This window comes from Planktothrix paucivesiculata PCC 9631 (genome assembly GCF_900009265.2).
In the GTDB taxonomy this organism is placed as follows: domain Bacteria; phylum Cyanobacteriota; class Cyanobacteriia; order Cyanobacteriales; family Microcoleaceae; genus Planktothrix; species Planktothrix paucivesiculata.
The window spans coordinates 126,059-150,602 of record NZ_LR735001.1; the positions used below are offsets into that span (position 1 = coordinate 126,059).

21 protein-coding genes are annotated in these 24,544 nt (G+C 41.2%); 7 read left to right on the forward strand and 14 right to left on the reverse strand.

Annotated features, from left to right (window positions below):
* Nucleotides 1-80: 80 nt before the first annotated feature.
* The 3 genes from PL9631_RS04910 to petM all read right to left on the reverse strand — a co-directional run bounded on the left by PL9631_RS04910 (nt 81) and on the right by petM (nt 2,481).
* Nucleotides 81-998: an NAD(+) kinase gene (locus PL9631_RS04910; RefSeq protein ID WP_083617625.1), complete on the reverse strand. Its 918-nt coding sequence runs from the start codon at nt 996-998 to the stop codon at nt 81-83.
* Nucleotides 999-1,133: 135 nt separating this feature from the next.
* Entirely contained in the window at nt 1,134-2,114 is a 981-nt protein-coding gene (locus PL9631_RS04915; protein ID WP_083617627.1) for an SDR family oxidoreductase, read from the reverse strand.
* A gap of 262 nt (nt 2,115-2,376) precedes the next feature.
* Nucleotides 2,377-2,481: a cytochrome b6-f complex subunit PetM gene (gene petM / locus PL9631_RS04920; protein WP_407947573.1), complete on the reverse strand. Its 105-nt coding sequence runs from the start codon at nt 2,479-2,481 to the stop codon at nt 2,377-2,379.
* Nucleotides 2,482-2,553: 72 nt separating this feature from the next.
* On the opposite strand from petM, the gene PL9631_RS04925 reads away from it, so the two are divergent.
* From PL9631_RS04925 to PL9631_RS04935, 3 genes are all read left to right on the forward strand, one after another.
* The gene (locus PL9631_RS04925; RefSeq protein ID WP_083617633.1) at nt 2,554-3,396 is read left to right on the forward strand and encodes an alpha/beta hydrolase; all 843 of its coding nucleotides are present in this window, start codon (nt 2,554-2,556) and stop codon (nt 3,394-3,396) included.
* A gap of 12 nt (nt 3,397-3,408) precedes the next feature.
* Complete coding sequence (locus PL9631_RS04930) at nt 3,409-3,720, forward strand: cupin domain-containing protein (RefSeq protein WP_083617635.1); 312 nt, start codon at nt 3,409-3,411, stop codon at nt 3,718-3,720.
* Between the two features lie 122 nt (nt 3,721-3,842).
* Complete coding sequence (locus PL9631_RS04935; protein ID WP_083617637.1) at nt 3,843-4,640, forward strand: PHP domain-containing protein; 798 nt, start codon at nt 3,843-3,845, stop codon at nt 4,638-4,640.
* Here PL9631_RS04935 and PL9631_RS04940 read toward each other — a convergent pair.
* The 4 genes from PL9631_RS04940 to PL9631_RS04955 all read right to left on the reverse strand — a co-directional run bounded on the left by PL9631_RS04940 (nt 4,637) and on the right by PL9631_RS04955 (nt 10,057).
* Nucleotides 4,637-6,067, reverse strand: a complete 1,431-nt coding sequence (locus PL9631_RS04940; protein ID WP_083617639.1) for a sensor histidine kinase — start codon at nt 6,065-6,067, stop codon at nt 4,637-4,639. The genes PL9631_RS04935 and PL9631_RS04940 overlap by 4 nt on opposite strands.
* 359 nt (nt 6,068-6,426) lie before the next feature.
* A complete protein-coding gene (locus tag PL9631_RS04945; protein ID WP_083617641.1) occupies nt 6,427-7,515 on the reverse strand; it encodes a GGDEF domain-containing protein in 1,089 nt (362 codons plus the stop codon).
* Nucleotides 7,516-7,805: 290 nt separating this feature from the next.
* Nucleotides 7,806-8,840 (reverse strand): hypothetical protein, encoded by a 1,035-nt coding sequence (locus PL9631_RS04950; protein WP_083617643.1) that lies wholly within the window; start codon nt 8,838-8,840, stop codon nt 7,806-7,808.
* A 134-nt stretch (nt 8,841-8,974) separates the two neighbouring features.
* Complete coding sequence (locus PL9631_RS04955; protein WP_083616166.1) at nt 8,975-10,057, reverse strand: IS630 family transposase; 1,083 nt, start codon at nt 10,055-10,057, stop codon at nt 8,975-8,977.
* Between the two features lie 180 nt (nt 10,058-10,237).
* On the opposite strand from PL9631_RS04955, the gene PL9631_RS04960 reads away from it, so the two are divergent.
* From PL9631_RS04960 to PL9631_RS04970, 3 genes are all read left to right on the forward strand, one after another.
* The gene (locus tag PL9631_RS04960; protein WP_083617645.1) at nt 10,238-10,486 is read left to right on the forward strand and encodes a hypothetical protein; all 249 of its coding nucleotides are present in this window, start codon (nt 10,238-10,240) and stop codon (nt 10,484-10,486) included.
* On the forward strand, nt 10,474-10,887 hold the full coding sequence (locus PL9631_RS04965; RefSeq protein ID WP_083617647.1) for a type II toxin-antitoxin system VapC family toxin: 414 nt from the start codon (nt 10,474-10,476) through the stop codon (nt 10,885-10,887). The genes PL9631_RS04960 and PL9631_RS04965 overlap by 13 nt, the downstream gene beginning before the upstream one ends.
* A 175-nt stretch (nt 10,888-11,062) precedes the next feature.
* Nucleotides 11,063-11,356 (forward strand): nucleotidyltransferase family protein, encoded by a 294-nt coding sequence (locus tag PL9631_RS04970; RefSeq protein WP_083617746.1) that lies wholly within the window; start codon nt 11,063-11,065, stop codon nt 11,354-11,356.
* A 429-nt stretch (nt 11,357-11,785) separates the two neighbouring features.
* On the opposite strand, the gene PL9631_RS04975 is transcribed toward PL9631_RS04970, so the two are convergent.
* Nucleotides 11,786-13,309: an NB-ARC domain-containing protein gene (locus PL9631_RS04975; protein WP_083617649.1), complete on the reverse strand. Its 1,524-nt coding sequence runs from the start codon at nt 13,307-13,309 to the stop codon at nt 11,786-11,788.
* Between the two features lie 724 nt (nt 13,310-14,033).
* Between PL9631_RS04975 and PL9631_RS04980 the strand changes: the two genes are divergently transcribed.
* The gene (locus tag PL9631_RS04980) at nt 14,034-14,171 is read left to right on the forward strand and encodes a hypothetical protein (protein WP_156090458.1); all 138 of its coding nucleotides are present in this window, start codon (nt 14,034-14,036) and stop codon (nt 14,169-14,171) included.
* Nucleotides 14,172-14,681: 510 nt separating this feature from the next.
* Here PL9631_RS04980 and PL9631_RS04985 read toward each other — a convergent pair.
* The 6 genes from PL9631_RS04985 to PL9631_RS05010 all read right to left on the reverse strand — a co-directional run bounded on the left by PL9631_RS04985 (nt 14,682) and on the right by PL9631_RS05010 (nt 24,494).
* Nucleotides 14,682-15,659 (reverse strand): hypothetical protein, encoded by a 978-nt coding sequence (locus tag PL9631_RS04985; protein ID WP_083617651.1) that lies wholly within the window; start codon nt 15,657-15,659, stop codon nt 14,682-14,684.
* Between the two features lie 187 nt (nt 15,660-15,846).
* On the reverse strand, nt 15,847-18,015 hold the full coding sequence (locus PL9631_RS04990) for a molybdopterin oxidoreductase family protein (protein WP_331281249.1): 2,169 nt from the start codon (nt 18,013-18,015) through the stop codon (nt 15,847-15,849).
* 167 nt (nt 18,016-18,182) lie between these two features.
* A complete protein-coding gene (locus PL9631_RS26025; protein WP_197046267.1) occupies nt 18,183-20,090 on the reverse strand; it encodes a nitrate ABC transporter ATP-binding protein in 1,908 nt (635 codons plus the stop codon).
* Nucleotides 20,091-20,129: 39 nt separating this feature from the next.
* Complete coding sequence (locus PL9631_RS05000) at nt 20,130-22,133, reverse strand: ABC transporter ATP-binding/substrate-binding protein (protein ID WP_083617655.1); 2,004 nt, start codon at nt 22,131-22,133, stop codon at nt 20,130-20,132.
* Between the two features lie 44 nt (nt 22,134-22,177).
* The gene (gene ntrB, locus PL9631_RS05005; RefSeq protein WP_083617657.1) at nt 22,178-23,017 is read right to left on the reverse strand and encodes a nitrate ABC transporter permease; all 840 of its coding nucleotides are present in this window, start codon (nt 23,015-23,017) and stop codon (nt 22,178-22,180) included.
* Between the two features lie 148 nt (nt 23,018-23,165).
* Nucleotides 23,166-24,494 carry a CmpA/NrtA family ABC transporter substrate-binding protein gene (locus tag PL9631_RS05010; RefSeq protein WP_083617659.1) on the reverse strand — a complete coding sequence of 443 codons (1,329 nt, stop codon included), beginning with the start codon at nt 24,492-24,494 and terminating at the stop codon, nt 23,166-23,168.
* Nucleotides 24,495-24,544 lie beyond the last annotated feature (50 nt).

Here is a 24,544-nt window from a genome sequence, read left to right on the forward strand (position 1 = left end):
CTCCCCCTGCCTCTCCTGCCCTCTTACTCCCCCTGCCTCCCCTGCTCCCCCTGCCTCTCCTGCCCTCTTACTCCCCCTGCCTACGGCAATTCCACAGAAGTCGGTTTAGCAATATGCGGCAGTCCCCAGCCCAATTTTTCTCGGAGAACTTGAAAAAATTCCGGGGCTTGAAGCCTAATAAATTTGGCGTGATAGAGCGATCGCCGAACTTTGACCTGATATTCTGGAAGCACATAACAGCCTCCATTTCCATCGACTACCATCACCAACTGATTCGGACTAGCCGGATAAATGATCACAGGTTCCTTTTCCCCATAAATCAAAGCCCGAGAAGCCAGGGAATGGGGACAGATGGGCAGTAACTGTAACACTTCCACCCCGGGTGTCACCACCGCCCCCCCAGCCGATAAGGAATAGGCAGTTGAACCCGTGGGAGTGGAAATAATCACCCCATCGGCGGCAATATCCACCGGAGCATGACGGCCGATTTTAATTTCAAAATGACACATACAGGTCATGGGTTCCCGGTGTAACACCATTTCATTCAGACATAGCGCTTCCCATAGCACTTCCTCTGACTGACATACCTCCACCGCAATCATAGTGCGGTTTTCAACAATATAGTTTCCGTCGATAACTTGTTCCAAGACCGCAGGCAGTTGATTCAGGTAGGTTTCGGTTAAAAATCCCATGTGACCCGTATTCACTGCCAACAGAGGAATACCATGGGGTGCCAGTTGACGAGATGCCGAGAGAACCGTACCATCTCCACCCAGAACAATAGCAAACATCATCTCCCGATCAAAATCAGGAGGAGCAAGTTGATCTATAGGAATCCGATGTAAAGGATTTGGCCCCATGGAATAGCCCAATATCCCCCCGGTTCCGGGTGCAGTGCAAACCTTGAATCCTTGCCCCGTCAGCTTATCTTTGATCTCGGTAGCAGCACGACAAGCGGTGGGTTTGGAGTCATTATAAATAATCCCTACTTTTGGCACGCGACGTCTTCTTAAAATTGAGTTTAAACAGAGTCAGGGTCTATCTCAGAACTGGAATTTCCACCCCAATTCTGAGTAGACACAAAAATTTAGCTATAGTTAAAGCATACTCTGTCTTTGGGCGATTGCATTCAGTTAGAGGGGCTTGAAGGGATTGCTTCTTTTTTTGCGTTTTTTCAGTTTTTCCTGTTCATATTCGAGTTCTTTCAGTTTTTTCATAATTCGACTAAAGTATTCCTGCATATAGGTTTCTAAGCTGCTGATTTCCTTGGGGTCGATGCCAAATACTTGATAGGTTTCATCCATTGAGGCTTGCAGGGATTGACCATTGGCTAAAACCTCGGCAAAGGCTAGACGGTCAGAGACATTCCAACTCCACTGAAACCAACGGGTCACTTGCCGGAATAGACGCAGGACTTGGGTGGGGGTGCGGGTAATTTTAGCTTCTTTACCCGAAAGCCGTTCACACAAACGAATAATTTCCTCGGCTGTCCAGGCTTTGGAACCGACGATGGGAAAACTTCTATTCTCAGTTTCAGCAACGGATAGGGCCTTAACCGCAAATTTAGCGACATCGATGGTGTCCATATAGGCAACGGCAGAACTTAACCCCGGAACCAAAACCGCTTGTTTATCTAAAATTGGAATGGCATATTGACTGATTAACCCCTGGAAAAATCCACAGGGCTTTAAAATGGTGTAATTTAAACCGGACTCGGCTAAAAATAGTTCGGTACAGCGTTTGATTTCTAATAATGGGACTTGAGGATATTTCTCCGCATCTAAAAAGGAAAAAAAGATAAACCTTTCCACTCCGGCTTCCTTGGCCACTTGAATCAGAGAAACTTTCCCTTTCCAGTCTATTTGTTTAATCCCGAGGGAATCCGTAGGACGGGCTGTCGCTGCGTCGATGACGGCCGTTACTCCTTCTAGGGCAGATTTTAAGGTTTCAGGGTCACATAAATCCCCAGGAACCAATTCCGCCCCCCATTCTTTTAAAAATGCGGCTTTGCGGTAACTGCGTGCTAAACAACGCACGGTATAACCCTCATCAATGGCGCGACGCACCACCTGTCTCCCCAATGTGCCAGTCCCACCAACAATTAATAAAGTCATGAATATGAGTCTGAAGATTAAAGTTTGTTAAGTATGCTATCAAATATTCTCTCATTTTTTTACAAAACTTAACAAAAATTTGACAGTTGATTATCCACTATTGCGGAGTCAGAGGAAACAAACGTGCAAGCAAAAGACCAAGAAACATAAAGGAACATAAAAGTTTTCTCCCTGCTTCCCCTGCTTCCCCTGCTTCCCCTGCTCCCCCTGCCTCCCCTGCTCCCCCCGCCTCCCCTGCTCCCCCTGCTCCCTATTCCCCGTCTTAGATTTTCAGTAACAGAAAGCCCCCACCCAGACCCACAAGAATTAGGGCAAAGCACAGGAATGCGGTTGAGAAAATTTCGCCAGTCATGTATTTGATCTCCATTTATGATAGTTAAGGCTTATTGTATCGGATTGTTGCCACCCCTTATCATGGCCTTAACGCCTAACTAAATTTATGTCTAATTTTGCGGAACTGGGACGTTTCCTGTTTGAAGGAATCGAAGTTTTCTCTAATATTCCCTATCGCCGGATTAATGATGTTACAGTTCATCTGGATATCTACAAACCCCGAAACCGCCAGGGAGTCAATAAAACTTTGGTGGCGGTTCATGGTGGGGGTTGGATATCAGGAAGCAAAGAGGAAGTCCTGCCCCAACTGTTCCCGTTTTTAACTCAAGGATGGTCGATTGTTAATGTTGGGTATCGTCTAGGGAATGTGGCTTTAGCTCCAGCGGCGGTTGAAGATGTTAGGTGTGCTTTGCGTTGGGTGTTTTCCCATGCTTCTGAATATCAATTTGATCCGAACAGAATTGTTATTATTGGCGGTTCAGCCGGGGGACATTTAGCCACGTTATGTAGTATTTTACCTAATTCTGCCGGATTTGATTTATTAACAGAAACAGCTAATAATGAAAACCTACCTGAATTAAAAGTTGCAGCGATTATTAATTTATTTGGGATTATGGATGTTAATGATGTTTTATTGGGAGTGAACCGCCAAGATTATGCTCTGATGTGGTTCGGTCAACAACCCAATACTCAGGAATTAGCCACTAAAATTTCCCCGATTAATTATGTTCGCCCCGGACTACCTCCGATTTTAACTATTCATGGGAATCAAGATGGGCTAGTTCCCCACCAACAAGCGGTTAAACTCCATCTCAAGCTAGATGAATTAGGGGTATCTAATCAATTATTAACTATACAAGGGGCTGGTCACGGGGGATTTTCTCCAGCACAAGCCCATTTACTCTATCAAACTATTCAAGATTTTCTGCAAACCCATCAACTTTGGTAAAAGGATTCAATTATGACTGAAAATATCTTAAATCTCAAGGATAAAATCAACTATTCAGAATCGGGGATTTTAAGTTCAGTGTTGTGGAAAAATGACATCTGTCAATACACCCTATTTTGTCTGGCAAAAGGAACCGATATTTCTGAACATACCTCAAGTCGAAATGCTACAGTTCAGGTATTAGAAGGAGAAGGAATTTTCACCTTAAATGGGGAAGATATTAGATTAGAACCTGGGATTTTTATTATCATGGCTGCTAATGCCCCCCACGCTTTGAAAGCAGAGTCTAATTTGGCTTTTTTATTAACATTATCCACACCGTAATTTCAAGAAATACGGTATGACAGGACACACCGGGGGAAAAAAACGCTCAGACGGATTAATTCCGATTAGGGATTCCTCAGACTATACTCTAAAAAAGGAATCCCTGGGAGATTAATTAACCGATGTTAGAACTACACTGTCATACCACCTACTCCGATGGTCAACTGACTCCAACGGAACTGGTAAAGGTCGCCGCCGAAGCCGGAGTTAAGGCATTAGCAATTACGGATCATGATACTTTATCCGGTTGGGAAGAAGCATTGCAGGTGGCGCAATTCTACGGTATAGAAATTGTCCCGGGTGTGGAATTGTCAACGGTTCATAATGAAAGATCATTGCATATTTTAGGGTTCTATCCTGATAGAAATAAATTAGAAAATCCTCTCAAAGAACGTTTAAATGGACGCAAAAATCGAGCCAATCAAATTATAGAAAAACTGACTCAACTGGGTTATCCGATTGAGTTAGAACCCATGGGGGAAGGAATGGCGGTGGCGCGTCCCCATATTGCTATGGCGATGGTCAAAGCGGGTTATGTTAAGTCTACTAAAGAAGCTTTTGATCGCTGGTTAGGAGATTATAAACCTGCATTTGTTCAGTATGAAAAATTTTCGAGTATTGATGGGATTAAATTATTAAAATCCTGTGGTGCAATTCCGGTTTGGGCTCACCCTTATTTATATCAAGGGGGAAAAGTTGAAACGGTTTTTCAAGAATTATTGGAAGCTGGATTAATGGGTTTAGAAGTTTATCATCCTCACCATAGTTTATCACAAATTCAACGGTTAGAAAACCTTTGTGAAGAATATAATCTATTAAAAACAGGAGGGAGTGATTATCATGGAATCGGAGAAATCAATCAGTTTAATTTACCTCTAAGTTTATTAGAGTCCCTGAAACAATCAGTGATCAGGTTTTAAATAATTGGTAATAAAATCTCAAATTCCGTCCCCAATCCTAAATTAGAAATAAAATTCAGTTGACCCCCATGTTTTTCGCTAATAATTTGGTAGCTAATCGCTAATCCCAATCCGGTTCCTTTTCCGGCGGGTTTAGTGGTAAAAAAAGTATCAAAAATTCGAGCTTGAATTTCTGGGGGAATACCCATTCCATTGTCCCGAATACAAACTGATAGCCATTCCGAGTTTACATCAATATCAAGGATATCTGGCTCACTCAAAGATAAGGATTCTTTGTCAGTTGGTAAACAGTATAATAATCGATTTCCCTGAGAAAGTTGGGCTAACTGCGCCGGATATATTTGATCTTGAGATAGGGTTTTAACCTGGGTATTAATCTCAATTTTGGGAGACTTTTGATCAATTTCTTCTAAGGCATCAATTGCATTTGAAATTAGGTTCATAAACACTTGACTTAGTTGACCAGAATAGCATTTAATCAAAGGAATATCGCCATAATTTTTCACCACTTCAATTCCCTGTTTTAGACGATTTTTTAAAATCAATAATGTTCCATCCAGACAATCATGAATATTGATTTCCCGCCGTTGACTACCATCCATGTGAGAAAAACTATGCAAACTATTAACCAGTTGACTCAGACGTTCTGAACTGACTAAAATACTTTTAACTGCTTCTCCTAAGTCTTGCTGCAAAAATTCAAAATCAATTTCAGCTTTAACATCATCAATCGCCGGACAAGGTTTTTCGATATTGTCTTCATAGGTTTGAATTAACTTAATTAAATCTTGATAATAATTTAAGAGACAGCTAGAATTTCCTAAAATACAACTGACAGGATTTCGGATTTCATGGGCTACTCCAGCGACCATTTTTCCTAAACTGGCTAATTTTTCAGTTTGAATCAGTTGGGATTGAGCCTGTTGACGTAATAATTCAGTTGCTAATTGATGAATATGGGATTGAGCAACTAATAATTGTTGAATATCGAGAAGTTGATGACGATTTTCTGTTAACTGAACTACAATGGGTTCATATAATAATTCAGGCGATCGCTTGACAACTCGATGGGCTGCTTCTACGATTAAGGTATCTCCTGATAAAACTAATAATTGGCTTTGAGCAAACCGTTGTAATGAACGAATAGACCGTTGTAAAAATAATTCCCGTCCATAGGGACGACTTAAACATTCTAAAAATATTCGTCGAGAAATCATTCCGCTAAACTGACCATTTTGAGTGAGCATCACCCCAGGAATCAGGGGATTTTCTTCTAACTTCTGAGTCAGAATGATTCCCGGTTGATTGACATCAACTTGAGCATCATACAAAGATAAATCTTTCAGGGTTGACCCTAAATTTAATTCATTAATTGATGAAAAAGGAAGCATTAAGGATGACATTTCCATAGAGTAAGTATTGAGCATAATCATGTCAAGATAAATAGATTGAAAGATTGCATTTCAATTGATTGGATAGCTGTTGCTGCATCTAAATTACCGATTCAAAAACCGTAAAATCTTTACAATTTAGTCATATTGATGACCGGGGTAGTGTCTTTCAAATCCTTAACAGCTTAAAGGATACCGTTTCACCCTGAAAAGCCTTTACTCCATTTTATTCTATAATTTATAATTTGAAGCAAAATTTAAAATTTAACCTATTATTAATCTGTTTACCTGCTGTTAAACTAATGGGGGATACATACTCCTATCATCCGCGATACAGATTTAAAAAACAACAATATGATTGTGTAATTTTAGCTGTCTTTCCGGGAATTTTGAAGTCAAATTGCGGGATTTGTTACCCAGAGATAGGGATGTCTCAAACTCGAACAAACCACCCGATCACGTCCTTGATTTTTAGCTTTATATAAGGCTTGATCCGCTATAATAATTAAATCTCCGGGTGTTTTAATCGTTTTTATGGTTTCTGGATTTCCAAATTCTGCGGTAGCAATTCCTAAACTCAAGGTGACATAGGAACTCACCGAAGAATTTTGATGATTAAGTTGAATAGATTTGAGATTATCTCGGATTTTTTCGGCTATTGAAACCGCTTCATTTTGATCAATTTTGGGTAACACAACAACAAATTCTTCCCCTCCATATCGAGCCACTAAACCCGGTTTTGATGTTAAAGTTTGGGCGATGACTTGAGCGACTTGTTTAAGACAATCATCTCCCGCTTGATGTCCGTAGGTATCATTATAATTTTTGAAGTAATCGACATCAATAAAAATCAGAGATAGGGGAAATTCAGTGGATTTTAGTTGTGACCATTGTTGATCAAAATATTGGTCAAAAAACCGACGGTTGGGGACTTGAGTTAATCCATCTAAGCTGGCTTGAATTTGTAATTCCTGATATAATTTGTGGAGAACTTGATTCGATAATTGATGAATTTTGGACTGAGCCAGTAACAGTTGGTACATATCAATCAGTCGATAAATCTGGGGAGAAAATTCAACCACAATGGGCTCATAAACTAAATCGGGTAAACGCTGTAAGGCGGTTTGAGTGGCTTCTAAAATTGGCGTAGAACCCGGTAGAACTAAAATTTCTTTATTTTCCCAGCGATACAATACTTTTAAAGGACGTTTTAAAAATAGTTCAATACCATAGGGACGGCTTAACCGTTCTAAAAATCGTTGTCGAGAAATCATCCCAAAAAAATTGTTATTTTCTGTTAAAATTACCCCGGGTAATAAAGGGTTAGAGTTAAAAAAATTAGCCACAACTTCTCCCGTTTCCGAAGTATCTACCTGACAATCATATAAACATTGATCTTGCAGGGTTGATGATAGATTAGGATAGGAAATAGCAGTAGAACTCGGGAACAGGTTGTATAGCTCAAATCCGTTGCAACTTAGCATACAATTTTGATGATGTTTGTAAAGAGATGATCTTGTAACTGATTCAGATCTCCAGAATCTTACATCAGATCAGTTATCCTCTATAATAACTAAGTTTTTAATTTAATATTTGGGGTAGGGCGTTGACAAAGCCCCGGGTGATTCTGTGCGTCTTTGGATCGCTAGGATTTATATTTTACCTAGAATCTATGGTTAAAATGCTTAACAGTTTAGGAAATTATAGTTGAGGAAATCACAGCGAGCGAGGGCGCGCTGCTACCATAGGGCTGACGCCAACCCACGGCTTGGTTTTAATCGTTATCCGATAGAATTTGTAAGCGAATTTTGCCCTCACTACCATCGCCTAATTGTACTTCAATAATTTGACCCGCTAACTGTTCTAAACAGCCTAAAAGCGATCGCAAATGGGGGGTACTTGCTCCGGTATCTACATATAAACGGTCGGCTAAACTGCCCACTCGTTTCCAACTGCTATACAGTCTAACCATGGTTTGTTCGAGGACTGTGGCTTGTTTAACTAAATCAGAAGCCGTATTTAAACATCCCACCCGCAGCGCTTCTTCTAATGCCATTTCCATATCCACAGAAGACTGAGTTAAGGCTTGAACTTGACCCGCCGCATCCAAATATTTAGATAAATTTTTCGCTTCCGATGTTAACTGTTTAATCGTATCTACATCAGGATTTTCGATCATTTCCCGTTGTAATTCCGTAATATGAACTTCCGGTAGTTTTTCCATTTCTCGCACTAAAGGCGCTAAATAGCGAGGCGGCATTGCGCCCTCCGTGGCTTTTTCTCGAATGCTATCGGGTATTAAATCCGAGCTCATTGCCGTCCATTCATCATTCAATTGTCGGACTTCCCGGCGGGTAATTCGATCGCCATTGCAAGCCGCATCACTAACCATTTGTTGAACTTCTGCGGGGGCTTTTGCTGTTTCTATAAATGCTCGTTTACTAAAATTATTAATCGCATCGGGGTTAAGATGACCTTGAAGTAATAGGGCATCAGCGCTATTAGCTAATTCAATTAAAGCGTATGCTTGACTTTTACTAATTTCCCTTTCTTTTAACCAATTTAAAAACCCTGTTCCCCGTCCTTCGCCGCCTTTTTTCTCGCGATCGCGAACCACTCTTAAAATTCTGCCGCGCCAGATTTCCGTTTGCAAGTCGAAGCGATCGCAAACCTTCCAAGCGATATCAATTTGGTGTTCAAAATCCAATTCAGGAATTTCCGCTTCTGGATCAGGGAGTTCAAAATGCAGATCCTGAAATTCTGCTAAAACCTGGATCAGTTCATCGGGAGCTTGGGGACTTTCGGCCATCGGACGCACGCACTTGTTGGGAGACTGCCGGATCATTATTGCACAATTCGGGAACCTCTGGAATTCTTCTGCGGGTGTTGTGTCCAGTTCATAAGTAGGTGGTCATAAATAAAGTCAACAATAGAAAAAATTGTTTAGGATAATTCTTGAGAGTTACTCAGGGAATTAAATCGCAAGCGATCGCAGGTACAATCATTTCTTTCGTTTCTATCTTCAATGGCTTGAATTACAGCTTGGCTCAAATCATATTCATCTTCAAACATTCTTCCCGCCAGTTCATGAGTTTTTAATTGATGCCATTCTGGTTCGATTTCATTCAATTCAGGGCTATAAGCAGACAGGAAGAAAAATTCTAATTTTTTGTCTTGCCACTCCCTTTCTTTTTCTTGTATTTTTTGACTTTTATGGACACTGTAGTTATCTTGAATCAGTACGGTAATTTGTCGAGTATTTTGAAAATGCTTTTCAGCTTTTTCCGCTTGCCAATCTATAAATTTTATGTAATTCTCACTTGTAATTCCTGACAAACTTAAACCGTACTCAAAACTTTTTCCTTTTTCTAATACTCCAATTACATTCAATCTTTTTCCTCGCTTTTTCGTCTGGTTTATTTGTTTCTGCTTCCCCTTTTTTACATAGGTGTAACTCACAGGACTCCATAAACAAAAACCTGCCTCATCTAAATATTTTAATCTGACCAAACCCTCTTCTTCATAACGCTTTAACGTCTCCAAATCTCTTTTCTTGCTCGCTGTTTTTTCGGGATTCTGTTTTTTCTTTAAACTGGCTTTTGTTCTTTTCCAGCGCCAGTCTTTTTTTTTTAAGATTTTTCTAATTCTTTCTGCGCTTAGTGCGATCGCTCTCTCTCGCAGAAGTTTTTCCGACAGTTGACGGCTATTATAAGTTCTTTCATCTGACTCTATACAAGTTTCTAAATATTCTATATCTTCTTCTTTCCACCTCCGTTTTCTTCCCGAACGAGGAGCATCAAATAATCCTTCTTTTTCTTGATTTATCCATCGAGTTATTGTTTTTCTTACCATGGCTTCTGAACACCTTAAAGTCTGGGCTATTTTTGAGACCATCCATCCTCCATCACTAAACATTAATATATCTATTCTCTGCCTTGTTCTTTTCGGAACTTTCTCTTGCTGATACAGAGTTAGTAGCTCTTGTTTTTCTTCTTCTGTTAGTTGAATTCTTAACCTGAGTGGCATGACTATTCCTCTGATATTTATTCATTTCTTATTTTAACTCTATTTATGACCACCTACTTACAGGCTATCTGTTGTTGGTTAGATTTGGTAATTTTGTTAGAAATTAGCCCAAACACTCTGGGAATATAGAATAGTAAAGTATGATCTAACCCCTCAATAAAATTGGTTGAGAAATCTCTTATGAAAGTTCAAGAACTCCTCAAGGCGGCTCAAGAATTGAGCTTATCCGATCAAATTCATCTAGCTAGTCAAATTATGCAGTTAGTCGAACAAAAAATGCCACCCTCGACAGGAGAAATTGCCCCAATTCCCCAGTCAGAAGACCCCCTAATTGGTCTTTTCGCAGGTTCACCCGATTTGGCAACCCAGTCTGAGGAAATCTTGAATCGAGAACTGAACTCAACCTCTGGTTTTACATGGAAAGAGTAATCGCCGATACTGGTTTTGTTGTCGCTCTTGCTAATCGTTTGGATCAACGCCATGCTGAGGTGACTCCCATTTACTTGCAGTATCAACAGATTTTTCTTCCCCAGGTCGCATTAGTTGAAATTGCATATTTAATCGGTCGTGATGCAGGAATTACTACCGTTGTCCAATTTCTGCACGGTTTATCTGCTAGTCGATTTGAACTCATTGTCGCGGTGGAGGAAGATATTGAGCGTACTGCCAACATTTTAGAACAATATATCGATAGTAGAATTGATTTTGTTGATGCCTGCATCATGGCGATCGCAGAACGACTCAACATTCAAACTGTTTTGACAATCGATCAGCGTGATTTTCGACTGTTTAGACCTAAACACTGTGATCATTTTATCTTAAAGCCATAGATTAGACAGGCTATCATCGTTATTGATGTACAATTGTTTAACTATTGTTCTAACGATTTTGGGCGAGATTGGGTAAAATATCGAGCTAATCAAGCCGATGAGCTTAATTGATTTTAAGAGACGAGCGATCGCAGGTTTATTAATTATTACAGTAAAAATAATTAGGATTGAGATCATGAAAATTAGAGAATTTCTACAACAAAAACGAGAAGATATTTTGCAAATAGCTGATCAACATGGAGCATTCAATGTGCGAATATTTGGTTCCGTGGCTAGAGGAGAAGAAACAGAGAATAGTGATATTGATTTTTTAATTGATTACGATGTCTCTAAAATTTCTCCTTGGTTTCCAGTGGGGTTAATTGAAGATTTAGAGCAGATTTTAAATCGTAAGGTTGATGTGGTGACAGCAAAATCTTTACATTACTTTATTCGAGAAAAAATATTGAATGAGGCAATTAAATTATGAAAGAAAATAGAATTTACTTAATCCATATTCGAGATTTGACTATTTAGACCTAAACACTGTCATGACTTACGCAAGCAGGCTATATATAGCGTGTCAAAAGTAGGCGATCGCATACCAATGATAATAGCAATCGCCCTAAAAAGTCCTAATTATTTATTTTCCCCCCAATGTTGGGGGCTAGGGGGCTAGATGGCTTGAAATGTATACTGTTGAGAATGTTAAGGTTATGAAGGATTGATCAGCCGTTTTGGAACAGATTTCTAAAGCAGCAATATTTGCCCCCTAAATCCCCCAAAATTGGGGGACTTTAAGAGGTTGTCCTCGCTGATTAGCACAGAAACCGGGTTTCTGAACAATAAGTCTTGATTTCATCCCAGAAATAATAGTCAGAAACCCGGTTTCTTGGTTTGTGTACCTCAGTCCTATTTATTATTTATTAATGATTGACTTTATCACCCTCTCAACCTGTAGAGGTGCTTCAATTTCTGTAAACAGTTGAATTGCATTATCAAAATTAGGTTTGCTGTTTTCCCTATCCCCCATCTGTTGATAGGTTAAAGCCAATTGATAATAGGCTTCAGCTAGTTCACATTTTGCCCCAATATTTTCTAAAAAATTATTAACACAATCTTTCCAAAAATTCTCAGGTTTAATATTAACGGTTTTCCAATCTTCACTTTGTCTAAAACGTGCGATCGCTTCTTCTCTAATCATTGGATGTAAAAAGAATTCACCATTTTTAAATTCCACTAAAGAACAATTTTTTAATGACTCAATCACCCGACGTTGTTCACCTTTGTTGAAATCCCATAATAAACATAATAAGCCCTGATAAGGAACTGTCAGAGCATTTTGATACCAATAACCTAACCGACGCAATAATTTAAACGCAGAAGGATTAAGTTCTTGCAAACGCTTAAACTGAGAATTCACTAAATTTTTTAAATCAGGTTTAGCTAAAAGTTCAGCTTTGTTACAATTCCAATAAGCTTGAATATCTCCTTGATCATCTTCTTGAACTGCACCGCAAAGAATTCGCATCGCCTTGGCATTTCCCCCATAAGCTTTGTGCATTTCAGTTAAAATAGAATCATGATTATTAATCTGATAATATTCAAAATATTGTTTCCAGGCACAATAGTCTAAGCCAGGTAAACGATAGGTTTCAACCGTAATATCTCCTTCACACAAACGTTCACGACTGGTAATTAAAGTCACTGACTGCACCATCGGATCTGTTAACATCCTCAATAGCTCAATATAACGTCGATGGGGTTCAATAAATCTAAATTCAGAATCCAGTGCAGGTTCTAAGTTATCAATTAATATCCCAATTTTTTGATTTTGTAACAATCGTTTTAGTCGTCCCAAGGATACCATAAAATCCCGTCCAGGTTCCTCATCAAAATCCTTTTTCAGCCATTCGTCAACAATACTTTCAACAGGCGAGATGGTTTCTCTTTCCTTCGCCATCGTCAAATATAAGATTTTATCAAAGTTTTGATTCTTCAGAAATTCTGTAGCCAGAGTTGTTTTACCAATTCCTGCTGCGGCTTGAATTAAAATAATTTTTGCACCCTGATTGATTTTGGTTTTAAGGTCAGCGAACGCATCTTCCCGACTAACAAAAATATTATTTTCATTAGCAATATTTTCGGGAATGGCGATCTCAACTTTATTATAGTAACGATAGTAATGCTCTACTACCGCTTGCACATTATTCCGATTTACCTTTTCTCCACATAGGTTTGACAATCTCTGCCAAAGTTTGTATGCAGCCATCTTAACGCTTTCACCTACAAACCCCTGGCTTGCTCCAATTTCGTCATAACTTTTGCCATCTTTACCCTTCCACGTCTCTTTCAAGATAATAGTTTCAAGGGTACTCAAGGTTTTGAGATTCTTGGTCGGCAGTTGTGTACTGATAAAGTCCAACCCTGAATTGATCTCCATGATTGTATCCAGTGGTAAGTAGTAACCTCTAATAATAACTTTAACTGACTTTAATTTACATTAATTGACTTTAAACAAAAACTTTTATCTACTTTTATCTACCTTGACAAAATAAAGTATAATGTTTATATTGAAGTACATTGAGATATAAGATCTAATGTAGATTGCTAAGTCCCCTTAGCCTTGACTGATCACCTATGCTGCACTGCTTGTGTAGTATTTTACTTGGGGATAAAAAAATCCAGTCGATTTGCCGATCAACTGGATGTCTGAAGTTAGATGTTGTTATCGTTAGCTTTATTGTGCCCCTACTTTCTTCGGTTTTTATCTGCTAGAGTCCGCCAGACAAATGCAGCTAAATCCAGAAGCAACAGGATCAGAGTCGTGTCCGCGATCAATCCGTCGAGACCTGAATCAGACACTCTGATCATACAGAGAGATAGAGTTGTAAAACGTAAGTATTTAGGAGTCATCAAAGTATCCTTGTCTACATACGTTCAGCTTTGTAGCCAAGCGAGAGCCTTAGCGTCCGCCCTTCAGGTATGGGCGCTTTTTGGCGTCTGCAAAAAGACTACTTGAATGACATATTAACACAAAAGAGTTTGGTTAACGGCAATAGTTTTTTAAATTTTTTTGCAGCATCATCAACAGGACTTACGCAGCTACGCTATGCGTAGCGTAGCCCTGTATATAAAATCGCGTTTTCTAAACCTTCTGCAACTGGGTGAGAAATTCCCAAGATCCCGATCATTATGTGTGTTTAAAATGCGATCGCCAAAAACGTCTTAATCAACCGGATTCTATTTGGACGTTTATTATTTTATTTGCGATCGCCTTGATTTTGGTACTAGCGATCGCCTAACATAAAATTAATATTAACCATCAACCAGATAAAAGTAGTGAGGCGTTCACGCCTCATTCAGCCCTAACTAACTTTAATGCGTAGCGCTATATATAGCGCATTTTAGTACGCTACATATAGCGTAACTGCGTAAGTCCTGATCAAGCATCCAGATCGTGAAGACGATTTTTTTTGTGTTGGAGTTACAACGGCGACGGCAAGCGATATGTCCGCTTAATTCAATATAATTCCCGTAGGGGCGGGTTCACCAATATCTCGAATATCTGCTATAAATTTAACTGAACCTTCCCCTTTTTATTATCAATTAACAGCAAACTCCTTTTGACTTTCAAAAATTAATAAATTAACTCGATTCTTACTCCTGAATACTAAAAACTTTAGTCAGTTTTAACTAACTAAAGTTTTAGCTTTATTAATTTTTCAACCTATTTTAATAGGTTTGAGCTTTGAGCCTAAATTTTAATTCAATGATCCAATGATTCCAGATATCCTAGAGGGTGCGATCGCTAATTAACGATTGTAACCGCCGTTAGGATAGGGTTGATTATTGCGATTATAACGATCATAGCGATCGCTCCCATTATAAGTTCCTGAATCATACTGACCATTGTAATTCCCGTTATTGTCACCCCGTTGCCAGGCTGCATACTCCTGATCTAAACGTTGATCTAAAGCCGTATGAGCATCTCGAACCATTTGGGCTTTTTGGGCGGGAGATAAATTATTATACTGAGGTTTATTTACCTCTTGTCGCATTTGTTGTTCTAACTCAGCATGACGTTGCTGACGATATTGATCAAAGGATTGTTGACTATTGGGATTGTTGGGGTTATTGCGATTGTTGCGGTTGTTGGAATTGGTATTATTATAACGACCATTATTGTTATTGGATTGCTGTTTTTTCCAGGTTTCATATTCCTGATCTAAACTGTTATCCAAGTCACTATGAGCATCCCGAATCATTTGGGCTTTTTGGGATGAGGATAAATTGCGATATTGGGGTTTATTAACCTCTTGTCGCATTTGTTGTTCTAACTGTGCATGGCGCTGTTGACGATATTGGTCAAAGGACTGTTGATTATTGAAATTGTTAGGATTGTTGTTATTATTAGGATTGTTGTTATTATAACGACCATTATTGTTGTAACGACCATTATTGTTATTATTGGATTGCTGTTGTTTCCAGGTTTCATATTCCCGGTCTAAACTTTTATCCAAAGTCGTATGAGCATCCCGAATCATTTTAGCTTTTTGGGCTGGGGATAAATTATTATATTGAGGTTTTTTCACCTCCTCCCGCATTTGTTGTTCTAACTGTGCATGACGCTGTTGACGATATTGATCAAAGTTATTTTGAGCCAGAATTAAATCTTGAGAGGGTTGTCTGGCGGAATTCGTATTAATCCGGTTATTAGGCATCACAGCATGGGCTGGGAGCATTGAACTCGCTAATAATACTAATGTTGCTAAGGTTAATGTCGGTTTCATAGGTCAACTCAACTTAATAAAATTTTGAATCCCTTTATCTATTTTATAATAAAGTTTTTTCAGGGAATTTGCCTCATCCTAAAAGATGATTTTAAAGGTCTTGATCAGACTTTTTAAGTTCTCTGAGGTAGATTGAAGTTAGCAGTTTTTCTAACTCCTGGCTTACTCTAATAGTCGATAAAAATTATCAAAGGTTCCCCACTGATAACTGATGACTGATGACTGATTTAATCTGTACTGCACAGGCTTTTAATTCCGGTTGGCGGGAATCGGGACAGGCGTGGGGATGGGTTAAATGATTAGCTTCTGCATCTGCAGCCCATAATGCCCCCCAGTGCATCGGGACAAATACGGTGCCCGGGGCGATAAAGGCGGTGACTTTAGCGGGAAACCGACAACTTCCCCGCCGAGAACGCACTTCCACAATATGGCCATTTTCAACCCCCAAATTAGCTGCATCCTTGGGATGAATTTCAATGAACGGGTCGGGGTGCATTTGTTGAATTTTTGCCGTTCTCCCGGTGCGGGTAAGGGTGTGCCAGTGACCATACAGGCGACCCGTTGTTAAGACATAGGGATAATCGGGATCACTGGGTTCGGCTAAACCTTTGGAATGGTAGGGGCCAAAAATTGCCCGACCGTCGGCGGTGGCAAAATAATTATTGGTGTAGAGGCGTTTGCAGGAAATATCGGTGTTAACTTCCCCTTCTGGACAGGGCCACTGGGTCGGCCCCTGCTGTTGCAAACGCTCATGACTTAACCCGGACATATCACAGGGACGCCCTTTAGTCAGCCGCACAAATTCAGCATAGACATCCGCCGAGGTTTGAAAGGCAAATTGTTCCTTAAACCCTAAACGCCTCCCGACATCGGCAAAAATTTCCCAGTCATGTCGGGCTTCTCCCAGGGGGACATCAAACCCCGGACAGTATGTAACACGCCGTTCTGAGTTGGTCATCACCCCGGTTTTTTCACTCCATTGGGTCGCGGGGAGTAAAATATGGGCGTAGGGGGAGGTTTCCGTGGGATAGTAGGCTTCTTGATAGACGGTAAAAGGGGATTTTAATAGGGCGGCTTTGGTACGTTCCAGGTCGGGCATACTGACGGCCGGGTTGGTGGCGGCGATCCAGAGAAACTTAACCTGATCCTGTTCTAAACCGAGAATCATATCCCAAACGGTGCGTCCGGGGGTGGGAGAGATCTGACCTGGGGGAATACCCCAAAACTGTTCGACTTCGGCCCGATGTTGGGGGTTAGTGACAAATCGATAGCCCGGTAAGAGATTGGAGAGTCCCCCGGCTTCCCGTCCGCCCATGGCGTTGGGTTGTCCGGTGAGGGAAAAGGGGCCAGAACCGGGTTTACCAATTTGACCGGTCATCAGGTGCAAATTAATTAGCGATCGCACTTTTGCCGTACCCTCGGAGGATTGATTTAATCCCATTGACCACAGAGATAAAACCCGTTTTGATTCTTGCCAATAGCGGGCAGCCGTTTCTAAGGCTTCGATAGTAATTCCACAGGTTTCGGCAACTTTTTCGGGAGGATAAGATTGTAAAAGTTGAGCATATTCTTTGAAATTACGGGTACATTCATCCACAAAAAGTGTATCTATATCTCCCGATTTTAATAATAAATAACCTATACCATTAAAGAGGTCAATATCAGTTCCGGGGCGAAGGGGTAAATGCAGGTCGGCGGCTTCGGCGGTTTGGGTATATCGAGGGTCAGCCACAATTAGTTTAACGTGGGGATTTCGTTTATGATATTTGGCTAAACGATTAAAGATAATCGGATGACATTCGGCGGTATTACTACCAACAATAAAGGCACAATCAGTTAATTCTAAATCATCATAACAACAGGGTGGCCCATCAGACCCCAAGCTCTGAACATAACCCGACACGGCTGATGACATACATAAACGAGAATTTGCATCAAAGTTATTAGTTCCTAAACACCCTTTGAATAGTTTTTGTGCTACATAATAATCTTCGGTAACAAACTGACCGGAGCCGTACATACATAAAGCATCGGAACCATAATCATTGCGAACAGTTTGAATCTGATCTACGATCAGAGTTAGGGCTTCCTCCCAACTCCCCTGACGGAAGGGTTGGTCTAGGGTTTCTCGAATCATGGGGTGTAAAAGGCGATCGCGGCGAATTGATTCGGTGACGGTAGCTCCTTTAACACAGACCATTCCCAGACTAGAGGGATGTTGGCGATCGCCTCTCACCTTCCAAATCGGGTTTCCATGTTCATCTCGTTTAATATCTTGATCAGTCGTTGCTGTCGATAGAATTTCCAAACCACAACCGACACCACAGAAAGGACAAAGTGTTTTAATCGATTTCATTATTTTATTTATAAAATAGTTATTGGGCTAGTTGTTGGGCTTTAGCCCTCCATATTCGTGGGCTGAAGCCCAACAACGAATTCCCAAATTTTTTAATATAAAAATTGTTAACTCAGAGTGAGAAATTGGGATGAATAATTAACTCCCAATTTCTCTTAAAATATTCCCTATTGAACCGCTTTTAAATCCAAGGTTCCTACGGGGGTAAATGTCACCTCAAACTGCGTATAGGGAGTTTGGGTTACATCGGATTTCACTAACTTGGGCAGAGGGGTATTATTCAGGTTTTGAGTTGCATCGGCCGATTTAGCTTCATAACTCAAAATCTCTCCCGTTTGACTCACTTTAACCAGATAAACGGATACCGCCGTAACTGGGGTGCTTGTCCAAGCCTCATTAATTTGGGCAAAAACCTCTTGATTTAACTTTTCTAAATCCGCCGCACTCGGAGTTTTAGCCGTGCTACCGGTAGCCGTTGCCGTTTCTGTGGGGGGTGTTGTCGGAGAGGTTGTTGGGGTTGTTGCCGCTTCCGTGGGGGCTGTTGTGGGGGTTTGGGCCACCGTTGGGGAGGGTGATGCTGTTGCCGAAGCCACACTCTCAGGCGTTGGGGACGCAGCAGACACGGGAGATGGAGCAACTGTCGGGGCAGGGGTCGGGGTGACTGCACTGGGGGCAGGGGTCGTGGGAGTCGGGGACGCCACCGCATCGGGAGTCGGGGTAATCGTCGCCACCGCATTGGGAGAGACAGTTGGGGTTGAACCCAGAGAGGGAGAGGGACTCACTGATGTTGCCGTATCCGGTGATAGGCTAGGGGAAGCGGTGGGGGATAGGGTGGGAGAGACTATCGTGACCGGAGTTACGGTTTCAGTAACGGTGGTGGTTTCGGTTTCCATCGTTGGGGAGGCAGATTCGGTTGTTTCTGCATCCTTACTGGCCGTGGTAGAGGTGGGGTTAAAGATCAATGACCCGACTAGAGTGGCAATAATCACCCCCCAAAGGGCAAATAATACCCCCGTCTTTATTGCTGGAGACATTTCTTCCGAGGTTATGACCTGATCCGGTACGGGGGTTACATTTGGTTGAGACAGGGAAGCATAGGGATTTTCATTAGCATCTGGTTTATTAGGTTGCATACTTGACACCTCTGTTGCAATAGGACTAGAACTGGGTGCTATTGTAGTGCTTTGTGCAGATCCGATGTCAGAGGTTGTCTGTTCAATTGTGTCTTCATCTTCTTGATCTTCTTCGTGGTGAGCAAAGCGCCGGAACAGAAAGTCGAGGGCCTGGTTGCGTAATTCGTAGTATCGGGGGTCTTCGGTGATTTTGGCGCGGTTACGGGGACGGGAGAAAGGAATATCTAGGATCTCCCCAATATGAGCGGCTGGGCCATTGGTCATCATTACCAGGCGATCGGCCAAAAACAAGGCTTCATCGATATCATGGGTAATCATTAACACAGTAATCCGATGATCCTGCCAAATACTCAAAAGTTCTTCCTGTAATTCTTCCCGGGTGATGGGGTCTAAGGCGCCAAAGGGTTCGTCTAAAATCAACATTTGGGGACGAGTGGCTAAGGCGCGGGCGATGGAAACCCGTTGTTTCATCCCTCCTGAGAGTTGGGAGGGTTTTTTATTCGCCGCTTCCGATAGCCCGACTAACTCTAAATTTTCTTGAACAATGGTTTTATGTTCGGCGGCGGATTTGTCAGGATATACTGACTCAACTCCTAACTGAATATTTTCTTTTGCGGTTAACCAGGGTAGGAGGGAATAGTTTTGAAACACCACCATCCGTTCTGGCCCGGGTTCGGTGATCAGTTGTCCCTGAACGGAGATGACCCCAGTGGTGGGTTGATTAAACCCCGCCACCATATTTAATAGGGTGGATTTTCCACAACCAGAGTGACCAATAATACAAATAAATTCGCCTTCTTGCACCTGAAGATTCACGTCTTCTAGTACAACATATTCACCTTTTGCTGTGTTATAAACCTTGGAAACTTGATCAATCAGCAAAAAAGCATCGGATTTTGAGGATGGCATTGGTTGGGAAGAAATACTATCTAAAATTTGCATAATTTTTTAGACTAAACAACGGTTGACGATCAGAATGTTCTAGGCTGCTATGGGATCAAGGATAATTTCTTCAATCCGAATTTCTTGTTTAATCTTGAGATTTTTGAGATATTTAATCGGATCGTTAGGATTAAAAATAGTGCCATCAAGTAGCTTAACGCTTTGGCGATCGCGTCCTGTATCGGACAATCCTAATTCCCGGGCTGCTTGGCCATAAACATCAGTTCTTAATACCCTTTCTAGGATAGAAACCCAGTTTTTGGGAAAGGGTGTAATCCCCCAACGAGCCATTTCTGCCATGATCCAGAGAAATTCTGTAGCATCAGGGCAATTGGTTTTATCCAAATAAAACTGATTGTAATTCACTAATAATTGTGGGGGTTGACCATCGCCCCGGTCAACGGGATCAATAAATCCTAAGCGGGTATATTCTGGGGCCGATCCGATATATTCATCCCGACATAAGATCTCTAAAATTTCTTCTCGATTTCGCCGATCATCGCAATAGTCACAGGCATCAATTAATGCTTTTACTAAAGCAACATGGGTTTTGGGATAGCGATTTGCCCATTCTTCGGTTACGCCTAAAACTTTCTCCGTATGTCCATTAGGGAAAATATCAAAACTATTAGCAATCACAAATCCTAAGCCCTCATGAACAGACCGGGCATTCCACGGCCCTCCCACACAATACCCATCAATATTTCCGGCTTTTAAATTGGCTTGCATTTGGGGCGGTGGAATCACCGTTAAATTAACATCTTGATCGGGATTAATACCCCCGGATGCTAACCAATAACGCAACATTAAATTGTGCATCGAACTCGGGTGAGCCATGCCCAATGTATGCACTTTGTCAAGATGATTTTCGATATAAATTTTAAAATCGGCTAAGGTTTTAACCCCATTTTCATACAAGTTTTTACTCAGGGTAATTCCATTGCCATTTCGAGATAGGGTCATAGCCGTAACAATCGGAATCGCTGGAGTTTTCCCAAAGCCCAAGGTCATCGCGAAAGGCATTCCTGCCACCATTTGAGCCGCATCTAAACGACCTTCTACGACTCCTTGACCTAACAGTTTCCAACTGGTTTCTCGACTCAGGTTAACTTCACTTAATCCATACTCTTCAAAAATACCCTTTTCTTTGGCAATAATCAGGGGGGCGCAGTCGGTTAGGGGAATAAAACCTAGGTCTAAATTGACTTTTTCTAAGCCATTTTTGGAAACCACCATCGGTGCTTTTTTGCCAACGGTTTTTTTGGCTTTTTTCTGTTGGTTGAGAAAGTAAACAACTTCATTCCGTAGGGCATAATAGCTGGGATGATTTACCACTTCCATCCGTTGACGGGGACGGGGAATATTCACGTCTAAAATTTGCCCAATATGAGCTTCTGGGCCGTTGGTTAACATCACAATCCGATCGGATAATAATAAGGCTTCATCGACATCGTGGGTCACCATGACGGCGCTGACTTGGTTGGCTTCGCAGATTTTCATTAACTGCTCTTGTAACCCGCCTCTAGTTAAAGCATCTAAGGCTCCAAAGGGTTCATCTAGGAGTAATAATTGGGGACGAATCGATAGGGCACGAGCGATCGCAACTCGCTGTTTCATCCCCCCCGAAATTTCTCCCGGTCGTTTATCCGCCGCCTGTCTTAAACCGACTAATTTAATATGTTTTTCAACAATTTCTTTTCGTTCAGTTTTAGGCAGTTTACGATAGACCTCATCAACGGCTAAGGCGATATTTTCCCTAACAGTTAACCAAGGTAATAGGGAATAATTTTGAAATACCACCATTCGATCAGGCCCAGGTTCTCGGACTTCTCGCCCTTCTAAAATAATCCCTCCTTCTGAGGCTTGATCTAACCCGGCGATAATATTTAATAGGGTAGATTTTCCACAACCCGAGTGTCCAAGAAGGGTGATAAATTCACCTTTATTAATTTTAAGTTCGATATTTTTCAGGGCAATATATTTTTCTCCATTGGGGAGATTAAAAACGCGATGAACGTGGTCAACTTGTACGAATACAGACATAATTTAAGATGAGAGAGTAAAGGTAAACGGCAATCATTTCTGGTTTATTTTTGCTCGGCGGGAACCACTTTAGAAGCAATAAAACCAATGGTTCTATCTAGGATCAAACCGACGACTCCGACATAAATTAAAGCCACGATAATCGCACTCATTCGAGAACTATTATAGGCATCCCAAATAAAGAATCCGATCCCAACTCCACCCACTAACATTTCCGCCGCAATAATCGCTAACCAAGATAGACCGATCCCAATTCTTAATCCGGTAAAAATATAGGGAACTGCGGAGGGAAATAACACTTTAAAGAAGTATTTATGTTTGGGTAAACGTAACACTCTAGCCACGTTTTTATAGTCTTGAGGAATTTGTTGTACCCCGACGGTGGTATTGATAATAATCGGCCAAACTGCTGTAATAAAGATGACGAAAATAGCCGCCGGATTAGATTGTTGTAAAGCAGCTAGGGCAATGGGCAACCAAGCCAGCGGCGGAATTGTTCTAAGAATTTGAAAGAGGGGATCTAAGGCATCATACATAAAGGAATTACTCCCCACTAAAATCCCTAGGGAAATTCCTACAATGACCGATAAGCTAAAGCCAATCGCCACCCGTTGTAAACTGGCAATGACTTGCCAACCCAACCCTTTATCAGTACCGCCATTATCAAAAAATGGGTTAACAATTAATTCCCAAGATTCTTTAACGGTTGTAATCGGAGAGGGTAAATTAGGATTTTCTCCTGAACATAATAGTTGCCAAATCGCTAGAAAAATAAAGACTCCAATCAAAGGACGGATCACTTTATTCCGATTATTATTAAACCAATTGAAAACAGAATTTAGAGGATTATTACTATCAGAATTAGCTTTGGCGCTAGTAGTCATGATGATTACAAATTAGTTAGTTTTTTCTCTTTAAGCTCCCCGGTAGAGACATTGCCTGCAACGTCTCTACCGGGGGAATGTGTAGCAAAAATTTCATGATGGGATATTAGACCTTGAATAACCCCACCAGACAGTAATTAGGAGGGAATTAAACTTTTTTGATCGCTAAACTATTGAGATAGGCTTTAGGATCATCGGGGTTGAATTGTACGCCATCAAAGAAGGTTTCAATCCCGCGAGAGGGTGTGGCTGGAATTTCGGCTGCGGGAACATTTAAAGACTTCGCTGCTTCTCGCCATAAATCTTCGCGGTTGACCTTATCAACGGTGGCTTTAATATCTAAATCGGCTGGTAAATATCCCCAGCGAATATCTTCGGTTAAGAACCAACTATCATGGCTCTTATAGGGATAAGACGCATTATCCCGCCAGAATTTCATAGCCAAGGGACTAGCCGTAATCACCCGACCATCCCCAAAATCAATATTTCCCCTGGAGCGCTCAATAATATCTTTAAAAGGCACTTTAAACCATTTATCTTGGGAAACAATTTGACACATTTCCTCGATATTTTCCGGTTTATCACACCATTGTTGCGCTTCTAATACGGCCATGGTTAAAGCTTTAGCGGCTTTGGGGTTTTTATCCACCCAATCTGCTCGCATGGTAAAGGCTTTTTCGGGGTGATCTTTCCATAATTCCCCGGTAATTAATGCGGTATATCCGGCTTTTTGATTGACTAATTGGGCATTCCAAGGTTCACCGACACAGAACCCTTCCATATTTCCGACTTTCATATTCGCTACCATTTGGGCGGGTGGCACCGGAATAATTGAAATATCAGTATCAGGAACAGTACCCCCGGCAGCTAACCAATACCGCACCCATAAATCGTGAGTTCCTCCAGGGAATGTAATCGCAGCCTTGACTTCCTTTCCGGCATTTTTGGCAGCTAATAAAATATCTCTGAACTTAGCACTATCATTAACAGTAATTTTAGCATCCAGATAGTCTTTACTTAAAGAAATCGCCTGACCATTGGTATTTAATCGGGCTAAAAGATACATCGGAACGGGTTGTTTTGTAATCGTTCCTAATGTCATTAAATACGGCATAGGGGATAGGATATGGGCCCCATCAATACCCCCTCCACCTGACCCTAATTCTAGGTTATCTCTAGTAACAGGCCAAGAGGCTTGTTTAACTACCTTAACGTCAGACATTCCATACTTAGCAAACAGGCCCTTTTCTAAGGCAATAATTAGGGGGGCTGAGTCGGTTAAAGCAATAAATCCTAATGTTGCTGTTGGTATTTCTGGAGCATCAGCCGGATTAATATTCACCGCCGGGGCTGGAGTAGAGGTTGTTGTCGTGGTTGTGGAAGGATTGTTATTAGCAGCACAACCATGGATGATTAGAGTTCCAGCCGCCGTTGCACCAGCCGTGAACAGGAATTTCCGTCGTGAAAGTTTACTCATATTCTGTGTTTTGATTCTGTATTAGTAGGGTGTTGATGTGGATTTTGAGA

What these genes read in the sequence shown, in the direction of transcription:
- PL9631_RS04915 (WP_083617627.1), bottom strand. Translation starts at nt 2,114, where the DNA reads ATGACTTTATTAATTGTTGGTGGGACTGGCACATTGGGGAGACAGGTG.
- petM (WP_407947573.1), bottom strand. Translation starts at nt 2,481, where the DNA reads ATGGAGATCAAATACATGACTGGCGAAATTTTCTCAACCGCATTCCTG.
- PL9631_RS04925 (WP_083617633.1), top strand. Translation starts at nt 2,554, where the DNA reads ATGTCTAATTTTGCGGAACTGGGACGTTTCCTGTTTGAAGGAATCGAA.
- PL9631_RS04930 (WP_083617635.1), top strand. Translation starts at nt 3,409, where the DNA reads ATGACTGAAAATATCTTAAATCTCAAGGATAAAATCAACTATTCAGAA.
- PL9631_RS04935 (WP_083617637.1), top strand. Translation starts at nt 3,843, where the DNA reads ATGTTAGAACTACACTGTCATACCACCTACTCCGATGGTCAACTGACT.
- PL9631_RS04940 (WP_083617639.1), bottom strand. Translation starts at nt 6,067, where the DNA reads ATGCTCAATACTTACTCTATGGAAATGTCATCCTTAATGCTTCCTTTT.
- PL9631_RS04945 (WP_083617641.1), bottom strand. Translation starts at nt 7,515, where the DNA reads ATGCTAAGTTGCAACGGATTTGAGCTATACAACCTGTTCCCGAGTTCT.
- PL9631_RS04950 (WP_083617643.1), bottom strand. Translation starts at nt 8,840, where the DNA reads ATGGCCGAAAGTCCCCAAGCTCCCGATGAACTGATCCAGGTTTTAGCA.
- PL9631_RS04955 (WP_083616166.1), bottom strand. Translation starts at nt 10,057, where the DNA reads ATGCCACTCAGGTTAAGAATTCAACTAACAGAAGAAGAAAAACAAGAG.
- PL9631_RS04960 (WP_083617645.1), top strand. Translation starts at nt 10,238, where the DNA reads ATGAAAGTTCAAGAACTCCTCAAGGCGGCTCAAGAATTGAGCTTATCC.
- PL9631_RS04965 (WP_083617647.1), top strand. Translation starts at nt 10,474, where the DNA reads ATGGAAAGAGTAATCGCCGATACTGGTTTTGTTGTCGCTCTTGCTAAT.
- PL9631_RS04970 (WP_083617746.1), top strand. Translation starts at nt 11,063, where the DNA reads ATGAAAATTAGAGAATTTCTACAACAAAAACGAGAAGATATTTTGCAA.
- PL9631_RS04975 (WP_083617649.1), bottom strand. Translation starts at nt 13,309, where the DNA reads ATGGAGATCAATTCAGGGTTGGACTTTATCAGTACACAACTGCCGACC.
- PL9631_RS04985 (WP_083617651.1), bottom strand. Translation starts at nt 15,659, where the DNA reads ATGAAACCGACATTAACCTTAGCAACATTAGTATTATTAGCGAGTTCA.
- PL9631_RS04990 (WP_331281249.1), bottom strand. Translation starts at nt 18,015, where the DNA reads ATGAAATCGATTAAAACACTTTGTCCTTTCTGTGGTGTCGGTTGTGGT.
- PL9631_RS26025 (WP_197046267.1), bottom strand. Translation starts at nt 20,090, where the DNA reads ATGCAAATTTTAGATAGTATTTCTTCCCAACCAATGCCATCCTCAAAA.
- PL9631_RS05000 (WP_083617655.1), bottom strand. Translation starts at nt 22,133, where the DNA reads ATGTCTGTATTCGTACAAGTTGACCACGTTCATCGCGTTTTTAATCTC.
- ntrB (WP_083617657.1), bottom strand. Translation starts at nt 23,017, where the DNA reads ATGACTACTAGCGCCAAAGCTAATTCTGATAGTAATAATCCTCTAAAT.
- PL9631_RS05010 (WP_083617659.1), bottom strand. Translation starts at nt 24,494, where the DNA reads ATGAGTAAACTTTCACGACGGAAATTCCTGTTCACGGCTGGTGCAACG.